General features: G+C 43.2%; 18 protein-coding genes. 11 read left to right on the top strand and 7 right to left on the bottom strand.

Annotated features, from left to right (window positions below):
* Positions 1–30: 30 nt before the first annotated feature.
* Positions 31–774 carry a YciK family oxidoreductase gene (locus J8M00_RS03850; RefSeq protein WP_211009023.1) on the top strand — a complete coding sequence of 248 codons (744 nt, stop codon included), beginning with the start codon at positions 31–33 and terminating at the stop codon, positions 772–774.
* Positions 775–842: 68 nt separating this feature from the next.
* Here J8M00_RS03850 and rluB read toward each other — a convergent pair whose 3' ends face one another.
* From rluB to rnm, 5 genes are read right to left on the bottom strand one after another with little or no spacing between them, the layout of a single operon-like run.
* The gene (rluB, locus tag J8M00_RS03845) at positions 843–1,703 is read right to left on the bottom strand and encodes a 23S rRNA pseudouridine(2605) synthase RluB (protein ID WP_211009022.1); all 861 of its coding nucleotides are present in this window, start codon (positions 1,701–1,703) and stop codon (positions 843–845) included.
* Entirely contained in the window at positions 1,700–2,287 is a 588-nt protein-coding gene (scpB, locus tag J8M00_RS03840) for an SMC-Scp complex subunit ScpB (RefSeq protein WP_211009021.1), read from the bottom strand. The genes rluB and scpB overlap by 4 nt, the downstream gene beginning before the upstream one ends.
* A gap of 49 nt (positions 2,288–2,336) precedes the next feature.
* Positions 2,337–3,143 (bottom strand): segregation and condensation protein A, encoded by an 807-nt coding sequence (locus J8M00_RS03835; protein WP_211009020.1) that lies wholly within the window; start codon positions 3,141–3,143, stop codon positions 2,337–2,339.
* A gap of 2 nt (positions 3,144–3,145) precedes the next feature.
* A complete protein-coding gene (locus J8M00_RS03830) occupies positions 3,146–3,766 on the bottom strand; it encodes an L-threonylcarbamoyladenylate synthase (protein WP_211009019.1) in 621 nt (206 codons plus the stop codon).
* A 1-nt stretch (position 3,767) separates the two neighbouring features.
* Complete coding sequence (rnm, locus tag J8M00_RS03825; RefSeq protein WP_211009018.1) at positions 3,768–4,616, bottom strand: RNase RNM; 849 nt, start codon at positions 4,614–4,616, stop codon at positions 3,768–3,770.
* A 505-nt stretch (positions 4,617–5,121) separates the two neighbouring features.
* On the opposite strand from rnm, the gene J8M00_RS03820 reads away from it, so the two are divergent.
* The 6 genes from J8M00_RS03820 to trpA are packed head-to-tail and all read left to right on the top strand — an operon-like array spanning position 5,122 to position 11,641.
* A complete protein-coding gene (locus J8M00_RS03820; RefSeq protein WP_211009017.1) occupies positions 5,122–6,702 on the top strand; it encodes an anthranilate synthase component 1 in 1,581 nt (526 codons plus the stop codon).
* Positions 6,692–7,276: an aminodeoxychorismate/anthranilate synthase component II gene (locus tag J8M00_RS03815; protein ID WP_023400336.1), complete on the top strand. Its 585-nt coding sequence runs from the start codon at positions 6,692–6,694 to the stop codon at positions 7,274–7,276. The genes J8M00_RS03820 and J8M00_RS03815 overlap by 11 nt, the downstream gene beginning before the upstream one ends.
* A gap of 8 nt (positions 7,277–7,284) precedes the next feature.
* Complete coding sequence (gene trpD / locus J8M00_RS03810) at positions 7,285–8,289, top strand: anthranilate phosphoribosyltransferase (protein ID WP_211009016.1); 1,005 nt, start codon at positions 7,285–7,287, stop codon at positions 8,287–8,289.
* On the top strand, positions 8,282–9,646 hold the full coding sequence (trpCF, locus tag J8M00_RS03805) for a bifunctional indole-3-glycerol-phosphate synthase TrpC/phosphoribosylanthranilate isomerase TrpF (protein ID WP_211009015.1): 1,365 nt from the start codon (positions 8,282–8,284) through the stop codon (positions 9,644–9,646). The genes trpD and trpCF overlap by 8 nt, the downstream gene beginning before the upstream one ends.
* Positions 9,647–9,656: 10 nt before the next feature.
* Positions 9,657–10,838: a tryptophan synthase subunit beta gene (gene trpB, locus J8M00_RS03800; RefSeq protein ID WP_211009014.1), complete on the top strand. Its 1,182-nt coding sequence runs from the start codon at positions 9,657–9,659 to the stop codon at positions 10,836–10,838.
* Complete coding sequence (gene trpA, locus J8M00_RS03795; RefSeq protein ID WP_211009013.1) at positions 10,835–11,641, top strand: tryptophan synthase subunit alpha; 807 nt, start codon at positions 10,835–10,837, stop codon at positions 11,639–11,641. Before trpB ends, trpA begins: the two co-directional genes overlap by 4 nt.
* A gap of 6 nt (positions 11,642–11,647) precedes the next feature.
* Here trpA and J8M00_RS03790 read toward each other — a convergent pair whose 3' ends face one another.
* Positions 11,648–11,923, bottom strand: a complete 276-nt coding sequence (locus tag J8M00_RS03790; protein ID WP_211009012.1) for an HU family DNA-binding protein — start codon at positions 11,921–11,923, stop codon at positions 11,648–11,650.
* Between the two features lie 122 nt (positions 11,924–12,045).
* On the opposite strand from J8M00_RS03790, the gene J8M00_RS03785 reads away from it, so the two are divergent.
* On the top strand, positions 12,046–12,657 hold the full coding sequence (locus tag J8M00_RS03785) for an inner membrane-spanning protein YciB (RefSeq protein WP_211009011.1): 612 nt from the start codon (positions 12,046–12,048) through the stop codon (positions 12,655–12,657).
* A gap of 131 nt (positions 12,658–12,788) precedes the next feature.
* The gene (locus J8M00_RS03780; protein ID WP_211009010.1) at positions 12,789–13,433 is read left to right on the top strand and encodes a CPBP family intramembrane glutamic endopeptidase; all 645 of its coding nucleotides are present in this window, start codon (positions 12,789–12,791) and stop codon (positions 13,431–13,433) included.
* A 33-nt stretch (positions 13,434–13,466) separates the two neighbouring features.
* Here J8M00_RS03780 and J8M00_RS03775 read toward each other — a convergent pair whose 3' ends face one another.
* Positions 13,467–14,891: a sodium-dependent transporter gene (locus J8M00_RS03775; protein ID WP_211009009.1), complete on the bottom strand. Its 1,425-nt coding sequence runs from the start codon at positions 14,889–14,891 to the stop codon at positions 13,467–13,469.
* Positions 14,892–15,067: 176 nt separating this feature from the next.
* On the opposite strand from J8M00_RS03775, the gene J8M00_RS03770 reads away from it, so the two are divergent.
* Together J8M00_RS03770 and J8M00_RS03765 are read left to right on the top strand one after the other, a co-directional pair.
* Positions 15,068–15,367 (top strand): YciI family protein, encoded by a 300-nt coding sequence (locus tag J8M00_RS03770; RefSeq protein ID WP_211009008.1) that lies wholly within the window; start codon positions 15,068–15,070, stop codon positions 15,365–15,367.
* 79 nt (positions 15,368–15,446) lie between these two features.
* Entirely contained in the window at positions 15,447–15,695 is a 249-nt protein-coding gene (locus J8M00_RS03765; RefSeq protein ID WP_211009007.1) for a PepSY domain-containing protein, read from the top strand.
* Positions 15,696–15,697 lie beyond the last annotated feature (2 nt).

Below are 15,697 nucleotides of genomic sequence, written 5' to 3'. Positions count from 1 at the left end.
TATAGCAAATGTATTTGTTCGAGGTCCAATATGCAAACATATAATGCAGCTAACAACGCGTTAGAAAATAAAGTGATTTTGGTCACAGGTGCGGGTGATGGTATCGGCCGTATTGCCGCAATTAATTATGCGAAACATGGCGCCACTGTGATTTTGTTAGGGAAAACTACCAGCAAATTAGAGGCTGTATACGACGAGATCATTAACGCAGGTTACCCACAACCCGCAATTGTACCTTTGGACTTAAAAGGCGCGACAAAACAACACTACAGAGACTTAGCTTCTACTATAGAACAGCAGTTTGGAAAGCTAGATGGCTTGCTTAATAATGCAGCAATTTTAGGCACAATGGGCCCTCTAGAACATTTCTGTGTATCGACTTTTGAAAATGTGATGAAGGTGAATGTCACTGCACAAGCTATGATCACGCGTTTTCTTTTCCCTGTCATGCGCAAAGCCCCCAGTGCATCCATTATTTTCACATCTTCTGGTGTTGGTCGCCAAGGCCGTGAGTTTTGGGGCGCCTACGCAATTTCGAAATTTGCCACTGAAGGCATGATGCAAACTTGGGCCTGTGAAGTGGGAAAAACAAACATTCGTGTCAACTGTATTAACCCTGGCGCAACCCGCACTAGCATGCGTGAAGCCGCTTTTCCAGGTGAAGATAGAGACAAGTTAAAAACAGCAGAAGACCTTATGCCAACTTATTTATATTTGATGTCTGATGATTCACTAGAGGTGAATGGCCAATCTATCGATGCACAGCCAAAATAGACATTTATATTTGATAAAAAACTAAAAACAAAAAAGGGCCTACAGGCCCTTTTTTAATGTGCTTACTATTATCGACGCTTGTTTTGCTTCAAACGCTGATTGTGCTTATGCACTGCTTTTCTGATACGATTAACTTTTGCGCGCTTATCTTTACGCTTTTCAGGCATAACTGACAACTTGGTCTGCGTTTCAGGTCTCAAGCTCACAGATTTGCGTAAGTAATTGACATCTTCCAGCTTGAGCTCTTCCCAACCACCTTGTGGCAAACGTTTATTTAGTTCAAGTTTGCCGTAACGCACACGGATCAGTCGAGATACGTCAACTTCTTGTGATTGCCACAAGCGGCGGACTTCGCGATTACGCCCTTCTGTAAGGGTGACATTAAACCACTTATTAATGCCTTCTCCACCACGAGGTTTAATTGATAAAAACTTAGCTGGGCCATCCTCTAATTCAACACCGTCGCAAAGTGTTTTTAAAGTTTGGTTGCTCACTTCACCAAACACACGCACCGAGTATTCACGCTCAACTTCGTATTTTGGGTGCATCAAGCGATTTGCTAACTCACCGTCATTGGTAAACAGTAGTAAGCCAGAAGTATTAATATCGAGGCGACCGATGGCAATCCAGCGATCTCCCTCAAGGCGTGGTAGCCTGTCAAATACCGTGCGACGCCCCTCAGGGTCTTTGCGTGTACAAAGTTCACCCTCTGGCTTGTGATACATTAACACACGACAGATGCGTTCTTCTTTTTGCTCAATTTTAACAACGTGACCATCAACTCTGATCACCGCGTTTTCTTCAACTCTATCACCCAACGTGGCAACTTTACCATTGACACTGACACGGTTTGAATCGATATATTTTTCCATTTCACGACGCGAACCTACACCCGCGCGCGCTAATACTTTTTGTAGCTTTTCACTCATTCTGATGGTTCTCTCACAGAAGGATCATTTAACATCTGATCTAGCTTCTCACTCTGTAGCTCTGGTAGTTTTGGTAACCCATCCAGACCCGACAGCGAAAAGTAATCTAAAAATAATTTTGTCGTCGCATACAGCGCCGGTTTCCCAGGCACTTCTTTATGACCAACAACTTTTATCCACTGCCGCTCCAACAAACTCTTCATAATGTTGGAGCTGACAGTTACGCCTCGTACCTGCTCTATTTCCCCCCGAGTGATCGGTTGGCGGTATGCAATCAGTGCAAGTGTTTCTAGGGTAGCACGAGAGTACTTAGGCGCTTTTTCTTGCCATAGCATATTGAGCCAAGGGCTTAAGCTTGGGCAAGCTTGAAAACGGTATCCTGTCCCAACTTCAACTAACCTGACACCACGCGTTTGATAGTGCTCAAAAATCGTCTCGATTGCTTGATTTATTCGTTGGTCAGATACATGGATATCTTGCAGCACCGTTTCTTTCATGTGCTTTTTAGATAGCGGCTTATCTGCCACAAATATTGCAGCCTCAACCAACTCGACAAGTTGTTCATCACTGACTCGGCGTTTCATGTCACTTTAACTTCATAAGGCTAGTCGAAAGCGCGGTATTATGACAGAGCTAGGACGACTCTTGTAGCTTTAATGACAAATAAATTGCACTGCCTAAATTGACCTGCACAATTGAGATTAATTGCTCTTTAAGCAATTCAAGCATAGCGATAAATGTCACAACTACACCGCTTCGCCCCTCTTGTAAACTGAATAATCGACTAAATTCGACCGGGTTGGTATGCTCTCCTAAATATTGCAAAATCATCGACATGCGTTCTCGCGTTGACAGAGCTTCGGCGCTGACTTGATGGTGCTCAAACTGCTTCGCTCTGGCCATCACCTCTGTCATTGCCAACAGCAGCTCTTTAAGCGCTACATCGGGTAAAGATTCGTCACTTTGCTCGGTATCTTCAATCAATGCACGAGCAACAAAGATGTCGCGCTCCACACGAGGGATTTTATCTAGGTTTTCAGCAGCCACTTTAAACTGCTCATATTCTTGTAACCGTCTCACTAACTCCGCGCGTGGGTCTTCTTCTTCTTCAAGCTCTTCGTGGGTAGGTAAGAGAAGCCTTGACTTAATTTGTGCCAACAGCGCTGCCATCACCAAGTATTCGCCAGCCAGCTCTAACTGCAATTCTTGCATCATCTCAACATAGCTAACGTATTGCTGCGTGATACTTAAGATTGGTAATTCTAAAATATCTAGTTTATGGCGCTTTATTAAGTACAACAAAAGATCCAGTGGACCCTCAAAGCTCTCGAGGATCACCTGAAGCGCATCAGGGGGTATATAGAGGTCTTCTGGCTTTTCTAATACGGCTTCACCATTTAAAAAAGCCAGCGGTGGTGTTTGCGAAGTTACATCAGTCATATCTATTCAAAAGGCGCAACATCGCCACAGCCATAGCGCAATATCTCTACACTATCCTCTGACATATCAATCACCGTTGTTGCTTGCTCAATTAAATAACCACCATGAACTATGAGGTCAACATGCTTTTCAAGCTGCATGCGAATATCATCTGGATCAGATTCCGTAAACTGCTCTCCAGGTAAAATCAAAGAGCATGACATGAGCGGTTCATCCAACTCTTCTAACAGCGCACTCGTAATCGGGTGCTCTGTTACGCGAATTCCGATGGTTTTTTTCTTATCGTTAATCAATCGTTTTGGCACCTCTTTGGTACCTTTTAAAATAAAGGTATACGGACCAGGAGTGTTGTTCTTAATTAGGCGGAACATTTGATTGTCGACACGAGCATAAGTAGATAGCTCAGACAAATCACGGCACATTAACGTAAAATTGTGGTGCTTTTCGATGCCTCGAATGCGCTCAATTCGCTCTTTTGCCTGTTTGTTACCCAAACCACACCCAATGGCATACCCTGAATCGGTCGGATAAACGATTACCCCTCCTTTTTGGATAATCTCTACAGCTTGACGGACCAATCTAGGTTGCGGGTTATCTGGGTGGATATGAAAAAATTGACTCATACTAACATTCCTCTGTGGCTCCCCAAAACTGCCATACACCTTGGCAATCTTTTGGTAAGTATAGGTTTCTTCCTAGATCTAACCAGCTAGTTGGATAATGAAAATCAGATCCTTGACTGGCCAGTAAATTATATTCTTGAGACAACTGGCCAAGAAATTGTCTTTCACTAGGCGCTTGTTGAGGTTGTGCAACTTCCATCGCTTTACCACCTGCCATAGTGAATTCATCTAACAGCTTACGTAGCCATTTGTTAGACATTTGATAACGCCCAGGGTGTGCTAATACAGCAATACCACCAGCCCCTTGTATCGCATCAATGGCCTCTTTCATTGAACACCAACTGCTGGGTACATATCCTGTTTTATTGCGCGCTAAAAACTTTTTGAATACGCCTTGAATATTTTTCGCCACTCCGCGCTCCACCAACGCTTTTGCAAAGTGCGCACGGGTAATTTCAGCTCCGTTAGCCAACTCTAACGCTTGCGCATATATACCTTCATAGCCTCGCTTTTCTAGCCTTGCACCAATTTCTTTTGCTCGTTCTCGACGCTTTTGCTGCTGTGAAGTTAAAAGCCCTTGCAATTGTGGGTGGTCAATCTCAATATTAAGACCAACAATGTGGATCTCAAAACTTTCCCATTTGGTCGAGATTTCAACGCCGGTAACTATTTTCAAATCAAGGTTTTGCTGGGAAATATAGTCTAGCGCGACAGGTATTCCAGCTATGGTATCGTGATCAGTTAAAGCCAGTACATCAACGCCCTTTTCTGTTGCCCGCTCAAGAAGCTCTGGTACCGTTAAACGCCCATCAGAAAAAGTGCTATGACTGTGTAAGTCATACTTAATCAAAGTTTTCCCCTTAAAATCAAACACCCTAAGTATACCATGGCAAACTTATCCAAGTACGGTTTTATTTACCCAGATACACAGACAGGTCTAATTGCTGGGACTCATTTACTAGGTCAAAATGCTTAATATTTATGAGTAAGCCATGCTATTGGTTATTTTTTAATAATAGTGCTTGACAGTCTGCACCTGAGTAGGGTTTACTGTAGGTACTTAAATTGACATAACGAAATCTTTACAAATGAATCTAACACAAAAAACAAAAATCGTTTGGTGGTGGCACTCGTAACTGCGGGTGTGATTCGTTGTGTCTAACAACTTTAAACCCGCGCTGAGTACGCGGGTTTTTTTATGGAATTTTTATAGTGATTAACAATTTTTGCAACAATTCATCTACAAAATCTTGGTGGTGGTGCCTGAATTAGCGGGAAGGCATTGTTGTAACTAATTACACCCCCCGCAAGTTAAAATACTTCGGGGGGTTTTTTGTACTAAAGAGGAATGAGGTTTGATTTTTAGTCATATAACTACAACACCGGGTGAGGTGACGAGTATAAGGCAGCGGCGCGATTACATCGCAAGCCCCCTGTCTTTGTATGCGGCCCTTAATAAGCCCAATTCACTGTTGTTGGAGTCGGCAGAGATAGATTCCAAGGACAATGTCAAAAGTATTATATTGGCCGATGCCGCACTGCGCATTGAGTGCAACGGCCTTGAGGTGAAAGTACGCGCACTCTCAAATAACGGTGAGCAGCTGTTGAACTACTTGGCAGACCAAGTAACCAACTGCACTGTTGTGAAAGAGTATGCAGTACTAACACTGACATATAATGCCCAAGACTTATCATTGGATGAGTACAGTAAACTGAAGGCCGACAACGCATTTAGTGCTTTACGTACTTGTATCAACTCAATAAAAAGTAACTCAGACACGCCATTTTCTGTTTTTCTGGGTGGTGTCTTTGCCTATGATATGGTCGCAAACTTCGAAACTTTGCCAGCTGTACCTGATGGTAAAAACGACTGTCCCGACTACGTCTTTTATCTGGCTGAAACCTTGGTCATGATTGACCATCAAGCCCAGACGACAGAATTAATTGGCAATGTCTTTAATGGTCCAGATGTCCATGCTAACTGTTTCGAAGTTGGCAAACAGCTAGAAGAGCTCAATCGCCAGTGTGATGCATATGAGTCTTACAAAGAAGACCCAGAACACATATCACATGATGTGAATGTCGACATCTCAGATGATGTATTTAAAGCTCAAGTGACACAACTTAAGAAGAACATTGTTGATGGTGATATTTTCCAAGTTGTTCCATCACGCACTTTCTCTTTGCCTTGCGACAAGCCGTTAGCTGCGTATAAACACCTAAAGAAGCAAAACCCAAGCCCATATATGTTCTATATGCGCGATGAGAAATTCGTTCTGTTTGGCGCGTCTCCGGAATCTGCACTGAAATATTGCCAAGATAGCAATCAAGTTGAAGTATACCCAATTGCCGGCACGCGACCTCGCGGTAAATTTGCCGATGGTTCTATTAACCCTGATTTAGATAGCCGTATCGAACTAGAGTTACGCGACGACAAAAAAGAACGTGCCGAACACCTAATGCTGGTTGATTTGGCTCGCAACGATGTCGCTCGTATTAGTGTTCCTGGCACTCGTCATGCGAAAGAATTACTGAAAGTTGACCGCTACTCGCAAGTTATGCATTTGGTATCTCGTGTTGTTGGTCAATTAAAACCTGATCTCGACGCGCTTCATGCATATCAAGCTTGCATGAACATGGGCACCTTAGTCGGTGCGCCTAAAGTAAAAGCGGCACAGCTGGTTCGTGATACCGAGCAGCAGCGCCGAGGAAGTTATGGTGGCGCCGTAGGTTACCTAACTGGTGACGGTGCTATGGACACGTGTATCGTGATACGTTCTGCATTTGTGAAAAATAACACAGCATATGTTCAAGCTGGTGCTGGGGTTGTTTATGATTCTGATCCGCAATCTGAAGCTGACGAAACTAAAGCAAAAGCGAGCGCCGTGATCAAAGCCATACAATCTAGCTATCAAGGAGTGGGTCATGACGCCTAAAGTATATTTTTTGGATAACTTTGACTCGTTTAGCTACAACTTAGTTGATGAACTATCTCAGCTTGGCAGTGAGCTCGTGGTGTATCGTAACCATATCGATGCACGTACCATCTACGACAAAATGTGTAATGAAACTGCACCTGTAGTGTTGGTATTATCGCCAGGGCCAGGTAAACCAACCGAAGCTGGTTGTTTACTTGAACTGATTGAATTGTGTAAAGGCAAATTCCCAATGCTTGGCATTTGTCTTGGTCAGCAAGCGTTGACACAAAGCTATGGCGGTACAGTAGGTCATGCTGGCGAAACAGTACATGGAAAATCTTCTCAAATAGACGTGGAAGAACATCCTGTTTTTGCAGGGCTAGGTAGACGATTCCCAGTGGCTCGATACCACTCTTTAATGGCTACGAGCGTACCTGATTGCCTGAAGATCATCGCAAAATACCAAGATATTCCAATGGCCGTATACCATGAAACAGACAAGGTGATTGGTTACCAATTCCACCCAGAATCAATTTTAACGCCAGATGGTGCAAAGCTATTAAAGCAAAGCATCGATTACTTGACCTGTTAGGAGGCAACATGGAAAGTTTAAATCAACTCATTGACCAGCACTCATTAAGTTTTGAACAAGCTACTGAGCTTTTTGGCCAAGTAATGCAAGGACAGTTATCTGAAATTGAATTAACTGCTGCACTTATTGCGCTAAAGATAAAAGGCGAAACGGCATCTGAAATAGCAGGCGCGGCAAAAGCGATGCGCGACCACGCTGTTGCTTTTGATAATCGAGGCCTTTACTGCGCAGATAGCTGCGGTACGGGTGGCGATGGAACTAATACCATCAATGTAAGTACGACAGCAGCTATTGTTGCGGCTGCATGCGGTATCCCGATGGTAAAACACGGTAACCGCAGTGTATCCAGCAAGTCTGGATCAGCTGACTTACTGCGCACTTTGGGTATTAACCTAGAGATGAGTCCTGAACAAGGAGCAAACTGCCTTGAAAAGACCAACTTCGCTTTTTTATTTGCACCGCTCTATCACAGCGGCGTAAAACACGCGATGCCTGTACGTACTAAGTTAAAAACACGCACCTTGTTCAATATTTTAGGCCCGCTGGCAAACCCAGCTAAACCGCAACTTCAATTACTCGGCGTCTATGACCCTAGTTTGTGCCGCCCAATGGCTGAAACGCTAAAAATGCTCGGCACTGAACGTGCAATGGTGGTGCATGGCGCTGGGTGTGATGAAATTGCATTACATGGCACTACTATAGTCACAGAGCTAAACAATGGCGAAATCTCCGAATATACCCTGACACCAGCGGATTTTGGTTTAGATAATTATTCTTTGGAAGAAATTGCCGGCGATACACCGGAATACAACGCCCAAGCAACTCGTGATATTTTAGATGGCAAGGGTAAAACAGCACACAATGCAGCCATCGCTGCTAACGTAAGCGCACTTTTAGTGATGTCCGGTAAAGTAGACAACTTAAAAGAAGGTACTAGGTACGTACTAGACGTATTAGCTTCTGGAAAGTGCGCGCAAACGCTAAAAGCCATCGCGGAGGTTAGTCATGGCTAATGTATTAGAAAAAATTGTTGCGGACAAAAAGGTTGAGTTGGTAGAACGCAAGAAAACTCTGCCACTCAGTGAGTTTCAATCCTTGGTAGAGCCAAGCGAGCGAGACTTTTATGGTCAAATGTCTAAGCCGGGCATTCAGTTTATTTTAGAGTGTAAAAAAGCCTCTCCTTCAAAAGGGCTTATCAGAGATAACTTTGACCTAGATGAAATCACCTCTGTCTATGCCAAATACGCAACTTGTATCAGTGTGCTAACCGACACTAAGTATTTCCAAGGCAGCTTTGATTATCTAAGCTATGTGCGCAGTAAAGTTGAACAGCCACTCATCTGTAAAGACTTTTTCATAGATGAATATCAAGTTTATTTAGCGCGTTTAAAAGGTGGCGATGCGATTTTACTCATGTTGTCCGTTCTAGATGACGAGACTTATGAAAAGCTCGCAGCGCTTGCACACTCTCTGAATATGGCAGTATTGACAGAAGTCAGTAACGAAGAAGAAGTACACAGAGCACTGAAGCTGGATGCAAAGCTTATCGGTATCAACAACCGTAACCTTAGGGATCTCAGCACTGACTTGGCAACCACTGAGCAATTAAGAACACTGATCCCAAATGATAAAACCGTTATCTCTGAGTCAGGGATCTATACCCATAGCGACGTTAAGCGACTTACTTCGCACTGCAATGGTTTTTTAGTCGGAAGTTCTTTAATGGCTGAAGATGACCTAGAAGGTGCATGCCGTAAGCTGATCTTGGGTGAGAACAAAGTCTGTGGCTTGACTCGCATTGATGACGCCTTAGCCGCTTATCAAGCAGGCGCTGTATATGGTGGTTTAATTTTCTATCCTAAATCACCGAGATTCGTAGATTTCGATTGTGCAAAAGCAGTGGTTGATAGTGCTCCTCTGAAATATGTCGGTGTCTTTGTCGATGCGCCAATCGAGCAAATTGTTGACTATGCACAAAGTTTGAGACTAAGTGTTGTACAACTACACGGTCACGAATCGCAAGCGTTTATAAGTGCGCTGCGCAAACACTTACCTGTCAATTGTCAAATCTGGAAAGCTCAGGGAATTGTAGACGAGTTTCCAGCACCGTTTGACGAAGTCGATAAGCACCTTTACGACACCAAAACTGCCTCCGCTTTTGGCGGTACCGGTAAAGTTTTCAATTGGCAGTTACTTAAGAGTGCCAAAAAGCCATTTATGCTTGCAGGTGGCCTCAATGCCGACAATGTTAACGACGCATCTTATTTAGGTGCAGCAGGATTTGATCTTAATTCAGGGGTAGAAACGAGCCCCGGTAAAAAGTGTCCAGAGAAATTACGCGACGCTTTTAACAATATTCGAAAATACTGAGGTGGATAGAATGAATACAGGATATTTTGGTGATTTTGGCGGCATGTACGTCCCAGAGTTACTCGTACCAGCACTAAAACAACTGGAAAAAGAGTTTGAAAAAGCGCAGCAAGATGAGAGCTTTAAAGAAGAGTTCTATGCACTATTAAATGAATATGCAGGTCGCCCGACACCACTAACGCTGTCTCGCAACTTAATTAAAAATCCAAAAGTTAAGCTTTATTTAAAGCGTGAAGACTTATTGCATGGCGGTGCACACAAGACCAACCAAGTATTAGGTCAAGCGCTTTTGACCAAGCGCATGGGCAAACAAGAAGTGATTGCTGAAACTGGCGCTGGTCAGCACGGTGTTGCCACAGCCCTAGCATGTGCACTGCTGGGATTAAAATGCCGTGTTTATATGGGTGCCAAAGACGTCGAGCGTCAACAACCAAACGTATTTAGAATGCGCTTAATGGGTGCTGAAGTCATTCCAGTGACAGCAGGATCTGGTACCTTAAAAGATGCCGTCAATGAAGCACTACGTGACTGGTCTGCTAATTACAAAACCGCACATTACCTATTAGGTACTGCCGCAGGCCCACACCCATTCCCGACTATTGTGCGAGACTTCCAACGCATGATCGGTGAAGAGGCTAAGCAACAAGTTATCGAAGCTGAAGGTCGTCTGCCGGATATCGTAATGGCTTGTGTTGGCGGTGGTTCAAATGCGATTGGTATGTTTGCAGACTTTATCGATGAAAAAGGCGTCAAACTTGTAGGGATAGAGCCTGCTGGTAAAGGTCTAGACAGCGATGAGCACGGTGCGGCACTGTGTAAAGGCAGCAAAGGTATTCTTCACGGAGCATATACGTATATTATGCAAGATTGCGACGGTCAAATTGAAGAGTCTTACTCTGTATCAGCAGGCCTTGACTACCCTGCTGTGGGGCCACAACACGCCTACTTACATGAAACTGGTCGTGCCGAATACGTTGGGATCACAGATACCGAAGCATTAGATGCGTTCCAAGCACTAGCGAAAAATGAAGGTATTATTCCGGCACTTGAATCCAGCCACGCCCTTGCTTATGCACTAAAATATGCAGAACAGCAAACTGAAGAAACCGTAATTGTCGTAAACCTAAGTGGCCGTGGAGACAAAGATCTTGCCCATGTACACAACGTATTAAATGAGCGAGGTGCACTATGAGCCGCTACAGCAACTTATTTACACGCTTGAACGATGCAAGACAAGGTGCATTTGTACCGTTTGTAACACTCGGCGACCCTACTAAAGAAATCAGCGTAGATATCGTAAAGAGCTTAATTGATGGTGGCGCCGATGCATTGGAGCTAGGTATTCCTTTTTCTGACCCAATTGCGGACGGTCCAGTTATTCAGGCGGCAAACATTCGTGCACTTGAAAGTAAAATTAATACCCAAGATTGCTTTGACATTATTCGAGAGATAAGAGCGTATAATGCCGATATTCCAATTGGATTGCTGCTTTATTCAAACTTGATTTTTGCGCAAGGACTTGAGCACTTTTATCAGCAAGCTAAAGAAGCGGGCGTTGACTCTATCCTAGTGGCTGACGTGCCGTTGCATGAATCTAAAATGTTTAGACAGGCTGCTCAGCAAGCTGATATCGAGCCGATATTTATAGCAACACCAAATGCCAGCGACGACACTTTACGTCAATGTGCAAGCTATGGTCGCGGCTATACTTATTTGCTTTCTCGCTCTGGTGTAACTGGTACAGAAACAAAAGCAGAAATGCCAGCAGATACTATGATCAATAAACTCCATGATTACAATGCAGCACCTGCATTGTTAGGTTTTGGTATCTCTGCCCCTGAACACGTTCAAGCAGCTGTTAAATCTGGTGCGGCAGGCGCGATTTCAGGCTCTGCGGTTGTGAAAATAATTGAAGATAACTTAAATGAGCCAGCACTGATGTGCGAACGTTTACGTGAGTTTGTTGCAACCATGAAAGCTGCAACAGCGAAGTAATCGTGATTAATCAGCTAAGGCATCTTTAAATGCCTTAGCTGGTTTAAATAACACTTTATTTTGACCTTCGATTATAATCTCTTCCCCCGTCTTAGGGTTTCTTCCTGGTTTGGCAGGATGATAACTTAGTGTCAACGTACCAAAACCAGACAAAGCAACAGGATCGCCTTCTGACAAACGTTTCGTAATGGCATTTAAAATACTCTCTAAAGCAGCTTTTGAATCCTTTTTAGTCAGCTCATTGCGCGCAGACATCGCTGAAACTAATTCACTCTTATTCATTGAGTTCTCAAATAATTTTTAATGTGTGCGGAGGCTAGAAGTTTAGCACCAAAAAGTCAATCTTGAACTTAATTCCATAACTTGCTACAACGCAATAGAGGCATCTTAATAAGAGTGATTAAATGGCATTTATCCTAGAGTATTTACCCTTAATTTTATTTTTTGCAGTCTTTAAGCTTATGGACATCTTTTGGGCGACAGGTGTATTGATCTTTGCATCGCTGATCCAAATGACGTGGCAGTACTTTAAACACGGTAAGGTATCTCAACGGCACTGGATATTTTTTGCCATAGCCTTATTACTAGGTGGAATGACTATCCTGTTTCAGGATGAAAAGTTCATTATGTGGAAGGCCACAATTATATATGCATCACTTGGCGCTTCCCTCCTGATATCCCACTACCTACTAGGAAAAAATCTGACAAAAAAAGCTTTGCTTGGGATCCTCGATAGCGCAATAAAGCAAATGCATCAAACGAGCGAAGATACCGACTCTCAATCCAGTAGGCAAAAAGCAGAAGACCTCCCTATCCCTACAGCACTGTATGAGCAGCTTAACTTAGCATGGTCGATATTATTTTTCTTTATTGCAGTTTTGAATCTGGTCATCGCTTATTATTTTCCACTAGACTTTTGGGTGAGTTTTAAGGTGTTTGGGTTAATGGCAATTACTTTCGTCGCAGTCATGCTGACAATTGCGACAGTTTCAAAGTACCTACCTGAAGATGAGTGATTAGAGCAATTGGAGCTGCACCGAACATGCTGCTGATGGTCAGTCCCAACTTAGGCCACTAAAAATTTTCAACCTATACGATAGCCCTTGCTATATTTTACTCAACAGTGTTTTTGCATTTGGGTGATCTTTTGAACGCACATCAATACCGTTGGTTTGAGTTATTTTCGGTCTTTATTCTACTTCCCTGTATTGCCTACTTTTTTCGCGCTGAACTAGCAAACTGGCTGTTTCCAGCCCTTATTACGTTAATGGTCGTATGTACCTACCTATTACTTGCTGATCCACACTTTAAACGTTTTCGGTTAACCAGTCTGGGGCAATTTTCGGCTATAAAAAAGCGATTATTTTCGATGTTTTTTATTGGTGCACTCTTCTCAGGTATGCTGTATGGCTTAATTAGCCAAGAGAGTTGGTTTGACTTTCCGATCAATTCTACTCTGGATTGGTTGGTGTTGCTTATTGCCTACCCAGTTCTATCAGTACTGCCTCAGGAGCTCATTTTCAGAAGTTATTTTTTCCATCGCTATAAACGTATCTTGCCAAGCAAAACTGTCAGGGTAGTCCTCAGTGCTAGCCTATTTGCGTTCGCACACTGTGTCTATGATAATTGGATGGCCATTGTATTGTCTTTTTTAGGTGGTCTGTTGTTTTCGTATACCTATGCCCATAGCCGCTCATTAGCAGTGTGCGTGTTAGAACACAGTTTATGGGGGTTGTGGATATTTACAATTGGGGCAGGAAAATATTTGGATGCAGGGGTCACTTTTACGTAACTGTGAGGCTGCCGCCCCACAGTTACACATCAATTAGAAGCCGAATAAACTCACAGCAAAGTACTTAGTCGCAACCGTATTGATGAATATAACTAACAAGATCACCGGAATAAAGGTCGACAGCGAGAAATTCACATACTTCTCCATAAAGCTCCCTTTATAGTTTTCACAGCCCTGAGACAATTCGTCTGACAGATTTGCTTTTCTCCAGCGATATGTAACAAACAAACAGAGTAACAAGCCGTTAAACGGTAAGATGGTGTCGTAGAAGACGTCTGATACAATGTCAAAGAAGCTCTTATCCACCCCACCGTACTGGGTAAACTTTGTAAGCCATTCAACCATGCCGAATGACATTGTGCACATAATGGTTAAAACACCCGTTGATACCGCTAACACTGTAAGAGACTTCTTACGGCTGTAACCTTTTGCTTCCATTAAGCTCGCAGTCGGAACTTCTACAATCGATACCAATGATGTAATCGCTGCGAAGAAAACCAATAAGAAGAAAATGCCTGCAACAATTGATGCGCCTGCATACCCGATATCTGCTTGCATAGTAAGAAATAGCTGAGGCAAGTACACAAAAATCATAGAAACCGACGAATCTGATAACTCTTCAGGGTTAACACTCGGGTTAAAGCTGAAAATGGCTGGTAGCACCATTAAACCTGCGATAAACGCAACCAATGAGTCTGTCACCGCAACCATCTTAGAACTGCCGACAATATCTTCTTTTTTGGAAATATAGGATGCGTATGTGATCAAGATACCCATACCCAAAGACAGCGAGAAAAACGCTTGTGACAAGGCACCATTTAAAACGCTGGCATCCATTTTTGAGAAATCTGGAACAATGTAGTAACGCACACCTGCCATCGCATTATCGAGTGTTAGCACATAACCAACTAAACCAATAAGGAGTACAAATAACGCTGGCATCATCAGCTTAGCTGCCTTTTCAATACCCTCTTTAACGCCACCTACCAAGATCAAGTTAACCAATACAACAACACCGGCCATATAGCCAAATACACTGTATTCATTGATGAATATGCCAAAGTTATCAGGGTTTGCTAACTGGTCTAAATTACCAGTTACAGTTTGCACTAAATACCCAAATATCCATACAGTAACCACCATATAAAAAACGGCGATCATAAATGGCGTCAAGACAGCCAATGCCCCGGCAAGTGACCATTTTTTATCCCCCCCAGTTAAAGAGTGGTAAGCACCATAGGGGTCTTTTTGCGCTTTTCGACCAAGGGCCATTTCAGCGATCATGACAGGCAAACAGATAAATATAACAAATAGAGCGTAAACAATTAAAAACGCGCCGCCACCATTTTTTGCAGCAGATACTGGGAACCCTACCAGATTTCCGATCCCCACAGCGGACCCTGCCGCTGCTAAAATGAAACCCAGCCGAGAGCTAAACTGCTCGCGATTCGCACTCATTAAAACAACCTTATTATTATTTTTTCACGATAGTCGAAGGACTGTACCAGCCATAGCCAGAGGATTTCAAGTATAAATCTAGATTCTGATCAGATAACGTCATTTCATTTACATTTGGGGACAATCCAGTCTATGATACGAAACACAAAATTAATTACGCATTATTTCTGATTATTATGCTTTACATGATTTACTCAACGGACGTAGAAAACTCTCTCGAAAAGCGTATGAATGCGCGACCAGCTCATCTTGAACGCTTAACCGAATTAAAAGAACAAAATAGATTGTTTGCTGCTGGCCCACTACCTGCTGTAGATGATGAGAACCCAGGAGAAGCCGGATTTACAGGTTCATTGGTTATTGCTGAGTTTCCCTCTTTAGAAGAAGCTCAATCTTGGGCCAATGCTGACCCTTATATTGAAGCTGGTGTGTACGCAAGCAGCGTAGTCAAGCCATACAAGAAAGTACTCCCTTAACAAAAGTTCAGCACGGGTTAAGACAAATCACTTTACCCTGCTGTCCAAGATGTTAAGCAACCCCGACGTGGAGCTTAAAATGCAGTTGCCCTTATGTTTTGCAATGTTCATTTTTGTTTGTTCCCTGATTTTTACTCAGGCGCATGCAACACCGCAAGACACAATAAGTAAAAAAGAAGCCGTACAATTGGCAACCACCAAACAGCCAGGGAAAACGCTAAAGATTTCTCTCGAAGGTGATTACTTTGTTGTACGTATACTTCAAAGCGACGGCAGAATAATTGATGTAAAAGTTCACAAAGTAACGGGTGAAGTGAAGAAGGATTGACG

This window comes from Pseudoalteromonas luteoviolacea (genome assembly GCF_018100925.1).
GTDB classification, from domain to species: domain Bacteria; phylum Pseudomonadota; class Gammaproteobacteria; order Enterobacterales; family Alteromonadaceae; genus Pseudoalteromonas; species Pseudoalteromonas obscura.
Note: the sequence above shows the minus strand (reverse complement) of the source record. Positions and strands in the feature narration are given on the sequence as shown.